Source organism: Streptomyces sp. AC627_RSS907, from assembly GCF_019049165.1.
Genome location: NZ_JAGMUE010001290.1, coordinates 1 through 652 on the forward strand (window position 1 = coordinate 1; position 652 = coordinate 652).

At 75.3% G+C, this 652-nt stretch carries 1 protein-coding gene; it reads right to left on the bottom strand.

Annotated features, from left to right (window positions below):
* Positions 1 to 109: 109 nt before the first annotated feature.
* Positions 110 to 652: AAA family ATPase (locus KUM32_RS41540; RefSeq protein WP_217146810.1), on the bottom strand; the 543-nt coding region annotated here is incomplete at its 5' end.

Sequence of the window (652 nt, forward strand, 5' to 3'; positions counted from 1 at the left end):
CGCCCGGGCCCCGGGGGCGGCGGCCCGGGACGCCTCGCGAGGGGGGAGTTCGCCATGGCCGGCCCCGGGCCCGACCAGCGGAAAGGTTCCGGCGGCCGGGCCCTGGTGGCTACCAGGTGGGCGGGCTCGCGATGCTGCGCGCGACGGCCTCGTCCAGCATCTGGGCGGTCTGCGCCACGTCGTACTGCGAGTTGTCGATGATCGGCAGCCCCGACCCGTACCAGCCGGCCATCCGGCCGTGGATGCGGGCGACCTCCTCGTCGCTGAGCCTGCGGTTGCCCGAGCGCGCCGCGTTGCGCTCCAGGACGACCTCGAGGCCCGGCAGGAGCACCACGGGCAGCAGCCCGGGGCCGACGTGCCGCTTCCAGCCGCCGAGGCCCACGACCGGGCGGTCGGGGAAGACGGCGTCGTCCAGGATGCAGGAGATGCCGTTGGCCAGGAAGTTGCGGGCCGCGAAGCCGCAGGTGCGGCGGGCGAGCCGGTACTGCGCCTCGGAGTTCTCGTTCCAACCGGACTGCGGGTTGGCGAAGCCGGACCTGACCCACTCGCGCACGTCGTCGAGGCTGATGTGCGCGGTGGGCACCCGCCGGCTGTCCGCCCACAGCCGGGCCACGGTGGTCTTGCCCGCGCCGGCCGGCCCGATGAGCAGCAC